Here is a 5,639-nt window from a genome sequence, read left to right on the forward strand (position 1 = left end):
GAGTTCGAGATGGGATCAGGTGGTTCCACTTCGCTATTGCCGCCAGGAAAGGCGTTTTGAGACTCTTCCGGTATCTCTACCGGGTCTCGTAACTGACTGAACTTATAGAAGCGTAAGTTCAGCCAATTTAAAATCTGGATTCAAGTTAGTTACACATACATCATCATTACTACTTTCATAGCCAATGTGATTAATTTTATTTCACGTTGCTTAATCATGTGTCACAACACCCAAGTCACTTGGGGTTATATGGTTAAGCCGCACGGGCAATTAGTACAGGTTAGCTTCAAGCATTACTGCTCTTCCACACCCTGCCTATCAACGTTGTAGTCTTCAACGACCCTTTAGAATCTTCAAGAGATTAGGGAAACTTCATCTTGAGGCCTGCTTCCCGCTTAGATGCTTTCAGCGGTTATCAGTTCCGAACGTAGCTACTGGGCAATGCCATTGGCATGACAACCCAAACACCAGGGGTTCGTCCACTCCGGTCCTCTCGTACTAGGAGCAGCTCCTCTCAAGTTTCCAACGCCCACGGCAGATAGGGACCGAACTGTCTCACGACGTTCTAAACCCAGCTCGCGTACCACTTTAAATGGCGAACAGCCATACCCTTGGGACCTGCTTCAGCCCCAGGATGTGATGAGCCGACATCGAGGTGCCAAACACCGCCGTCGATATGAACTCTTGGGCGGTATCAGCCTGTTATCCCCGGAGTACCTTTTATCCGTTGAGCGATGGCCCTTCCACTAAGAACCACCGGATCACTATGACCTGCTTTCGCACCTGCTCGACGTGTCTGTCTCGCAGTCAAGCGCACTTCTACCATTATGCTCATTGCGCGATGTCCGACCGCGCTGAGTGCACCTTCGTACTCCTCCGTTACTCTTTTGGAGGAGACCGCCCCAGTCAAACTACCCACCATACACTGTCCCTAACCCCGATAAGGGGTCCAGGTTAGAACGTCAAACATACCAGGGTGGTATTTCAAGGTTGCCTCCACCCAATCTAGCGATCGGGTTTCAAAGGCTCCCACCTATCCTACACAAGTAGGCTCAACGTTCAGTGCAAAGCTATAGTAAAGGTTCACGGGGTCTTTCCGTCTAGCCGCGGGTACACAGCATCTTAACTGCGATTTCGATTTCACTGAGTCTCGGGTGGAGACAGTGTGGCCATCGTTACGCCATTCGTGCAGGTCGGAACTTACCCGACAAGGAATTTCGCTACCTTAGGACCGTTATAGTTACGGCCGCCGTTTACCGGGGCTTCGATCAAGAGCTTCTCCGAAGATAACCCCATCAATTAACCTTCCGGCACCGGGCAGGCGTCACACCCTATACGTCCTCTTGCGAGTTTGCAGAGTGCTATGTTTTTAGTAAACAGTCGCAGCCACCAATTTATTGCAACCCTCATCCGCTTTGAAGAGCAAGTCTTCTAACAGTTAAGGGTGATCCTTCTCCCGAAGTTACGGATCCATTTTGCCTAGTTCCTTCACCCGAGTTCTCTCAAGCGCCTTAGAATTCTCATCCCACCCACCTGTGTTGGTTTGGGGTACGGTCCTGATAACCTGAAGCTTAGAGGATTTTCCTGGAAGTATAGCATCGACGACTTCACTCAAAAGAGAGTTGGTCTCGTGTCTCAGTCTTAAAAGAGTCCGGATTTTCCTAAACTCTAAACCTACACACTTTCCCCGGGACAACCATCGCCCGGTACGTCTAGCTTGCTCCGTCCCCCCATCGCAGTTATCAGCGGTACAGAAATATTAATCTGTTTCCCATCGACTACGTCTTTCGACCTCGCCTTAGGGTCCGACTAACCCTGCTCCGATTAGCGTTGAGCAGGAAACCTTGGGTTTTCGGCGTGCGAGTTTTTCACTCGCATTATCGTTACTCACGTCAGCATTCGCACTTCTGATACCTCCAGCAACCCTTACAGGTCACCTTCGCAGGCGTACAGAACGCTCCTCTACCGATCACACATAAGTGTAATCCCATAGCTTCGGTATATGGCTTAAGCCCCGGTAAATCTTCCGCGCAGGCCGACTCGACTAGTGAGCTATTACGCTTTCTTTAAAGGATGGCTGCTTCTAAGCCAACCTCCTAGCTGTCTAAGCCTTCCCACATCGTTTCCCACTGAGCCATAATTTTGGGACCTTAGCTGATGGTCTGGGTTGTTTCCCTCTTGACAATGGACGTTAGCACCCACTGTCTGTCTCCCATGCTCGCACTTTCTGGTATTCGGAGTTTGCAATGGTTTGGTAAGTCGGGATGACCCCCTAGCCATAACAGTGCTCTACCCCCAGAAGTGATACATGAGGCTCTACCTAAATAGATTTCGAGGAGAACCAGCTATCTCCGGGCTTGATTAGCCTTTCACTCCGATCCACAGCTCATCCGCTCATTTTTCAACATAAGTCGGTTCGGTCCTCCAGTTGGTATTACCCAACCTTCAACCTGGCCATGGATAGATCGCCCGGTTTCGGGTCTACACCTTGCGACTTGACGCCCTATTAAGACTCGGTTTCCCTACGCCTCCCCTATACGGTTAAGCTTGCCACAAAATGTAAGTCGCTGACCCATTATACAAAAGGTACGCCGTCACAGAACAAGTCTGCTCCGACTGCTTGTATGCACACGGTTTCAGGTTCTATTTCACTCCCCTCACAGGGGTTCTTTTCGCCTTTCCCTCACGGTACTAGTTCACTATCGGTCGATAAGGAGTATTTAGCCTTGGAGGGTGGTCCCCCCAAATTCAGACAGGATATCACGTGTCCCGCCCTACTCGATTTCACTTAAAAAGACCCTTCATATACAGGGCTATCACCTTCTATGGCTGCACTTTCCAGAGCATTTTATTAAGTCTTTATAAGCTTAAGGGCTGTTCCGCGTTCGCTCGCCGCTACTGACGGAATCTCGGTTGATTTCTTTTCCTCCGGGTACTTAGATGTTTCAGTTCCCCGGGTTCGCTCCCCTAACCTATGTATTCAGTTAAGGGTACCTGCAAGCAGGTGGGTTTCCCCATTCGGAAATCCCTGGGTCAAAGCTAGTTTGTCAGCTCGCCAGGGCTTATCGCAGACTACCACGTCCTTCATCGCCTCTTATCGCCTAGGCATCCACCGTGTGCACTTATTCACTTAACCATATAACCCTAAATAACCTGAGCTATTCAGCATTATATGCATGAACCACAAGTAATTAATGTTTGTACGCATTAATTAAGTTTTTTCTTGTGTGAGTAACACTTGATTAAACTACATGAAATTAAAATCACATTGTTTGTTTTTGATGCATGTGTTCCCGAATTTACTTTAGTTTACACGCTTAGTCTCATCAACTAAGCGAGTTATCTAAATACTTAAAACAGTAAACTGTTTCAAGTAATTCGTTAACTTGAATCCAAATTGTTAAATATCACGCCTCAAGGGCAATCTTCAATCTTTCGACCAAAGTAAAACAGTCTCGTTAGAGACCGCTTTAGTTTGGTGGAGCTAGGGAGGATCGAACTCCCGACCTCCTGCGTGCAAGGCAGGCGCTCTCCCAGCTGAGCTATAACCCCGGGAATTTACCAAACGGTAAATATCATTACTACCGGTTAAGCAGTAATGACATTTTGTGCAGATTGGATTTTTGAGATGCCGCGGTGTGCGCTAGCACATAAGGGATCTCGAAAATTCAATCTGCGCAAAATTGGTGGGTCTGGGTGGATTTGAACCACCGACCTCACCCTTATCAGGGGTGCGCTCTAACCAACTGAGCTACAGACCCGTAAATCGGTATTTTTGATATCGCTATCAATTGCCTTTTACTGTCTATATATCAGTACGGCTAATCGTCTTTCCTTAACGATTTTAAAAATCAGAGTAATAGATAACTTGTGTGGATGCTCGCAATCAACTTGCAACAGAGCTCTCTTTAAAGGAGGTGATCCAGCCCCAGGTTCCCCTAGGGCTACCTTGTTACGACTTCACCCCAGTCATGAACCACAAAGTGGTAAGCGTCCTCCCGAAGGTTAAACTACCTACTTCTTTTGCAGCCCACTCCCATGGTGTGACGGGCGGTGTGTACAAGGCCCGGGAACGTATTCACCGTAGCATTCTGATCTACGATTACTAGCGATTCCAACTTCATGGAGTCGAGTTGCAGACTCCAATCCGGACTACGACCGGCTTTGTGGGATTTGCTTGCTCTCGCGAGTTCGCTGCCCTCTGTACCGGCCATTGTAGCACGTGTGTAGCCCTACCCATAAGGGCCATGATGACTTGACGTCATCCCCACCTTCCTCCGGTTTATCACCGGCAGTCTCCTTAGAGTTCCCACCATTATGTGCTGGCAACTAAGGATAAGGGTTGCGCTCGTTGCGGGACTTAACCCAACATCTCACGACACGAGCTGACGACAGCCATGCAGCACCTGTCATTCAGTTCCCGAAGGCACCGAGTTATCTCTAACAAGTTCTGATGATGTCAAGGGTAGGTAAGGTTCTTCGCGTTGCATCGAATTAAACCACATGCTCCACCGCTTGTGCGGGCCCCCGTCAATTCATTTGAGTTTTAGCCTTGCGGCCGTACTCCCCAGGCGGTCAACTTCACGCGTTAGCTGCGTCACTAAGCCCCGAAAGGCCCAACGACTAGTTGACATCGTTTACGGCGTGGACTACCGGGGTATCTAATCCCGTTCGCTCCCCACGCTTTCGTGCCTCAGCGTCAGTTTTGGTCCAGTGAGCCGCCTTCGCCACTGGTATTCCTCCTAATATCTACGCATTTCACCGCTACACTAGGAATTCTACTCACCTCTACCAAACTCGAGTTATCCAGTTTCAAATGCAGTTCCCAGGTTGAGCCCGGGGCTTTCACATCTGACTTAAATAACCGCCTACGCACGCTTTACGCCCAGTAATTCCGATTAACGCTCGCACCCTCCGTATTACCGCGGCTGCTGGCACGGAGTTAGCCGGTGCTTCTTCTAAAGTTAACGTCAAGGACTAAGGTTATTAACCTTAATCTTTTCTTCACAATTGAAAGTGCTTTACAACCCGCAGGCCTTCTTCACACACGCGGTATTGCTGGATCAGGGTTGCCCCCATTGTCCAATATTCCCCACTGCTGCCTCCCGTAGGAGTCTGGGCCGTGTCTCAGTCCCAGTGTGGCTGATCGTCCTCTCAGACCAGCTATAGATCGTCGCCTTGGTAGGCCTTTACCCCACCAACTAGCTAATCTAACGCGGGCTCATCCAAAAGCGAAAGGTCCGAAGATCCCCTCCTTTCATCCGTAGATATTATTCGGTATTAGCCTGGTTTTCACCAGGTTGTCCCGAACTTCTGGGTAGATTCCCACGCGTTACTCACCCGTCCGCCACTCGTCAGCCAAGAGCAAGCTCTTGCTGTTACCGTTCGACTTGCATGTGTTAAGCATACCGCCAGCGTTCAATCTGAGCCATGATCAAACTCTTCAGTTTAATAACTAAATAGTGTTTTCATAGCTTTGTATACTACATATTACGTGTAATGTGTTGAAACAAAACTATGCCACTTCGCTCTTCAGCTCCGTGGTTATTTTTTGTCTCTGTGCTTGCTGACCACAAGCACCCACACAAATTATCTATTCTCTGATTGTTAAATATCATCGCTCGAGGCGAGCCGGCTAT

The 5,639-nt window shown here is 48.8% G+C and carries 2 tRNA genes and 2 rRNA genes; all 4 read right to left on the reverse strand.

The features are described from left to right. Window positions 1-229: 229 nt before the first annotated feature. Window positions 230-3,143 (reverse strand): 23S ribosomal RNA (locus DIZ80_08250). Between the two features lie 333 nt (window positions 3,144-3,476). Further along, window positions 3,477-3,552, reverse strand: a tRNA-Ala gene (locus tag DIZ80_08255). A gap of 132 nt (window positions 3,553-3,684) precedes the next feature. Continuing rightward, window positions 3,685-3,761, reverse strand: a tRNA-Ile gene (locus tag DIZ80_08260). Window positions 3,762-3,900: 139 nt separating this feature from the next. Further along, a 16S ribosomal RNA gene (locus DIZ80_08265) occupies window positions 3,901-5,451 on the reverse strand. The 16S and 23S rRNA genes sit together here with 2 tRNA genes alongside, the layout of an rRNA operon. Between the last annotated feature and the right edge of the window lie 188 nt (window positions 5,452-5,639).

It is taken from the genome of endosymbiont of Galathealinum brachiosum (assembly GCA_003349885.1).
Lineage (GTDB): Bacteria > Pseudomonadota > Gammaproteobacteria > SZUA-229 > SZUA-229 > SZUA-229.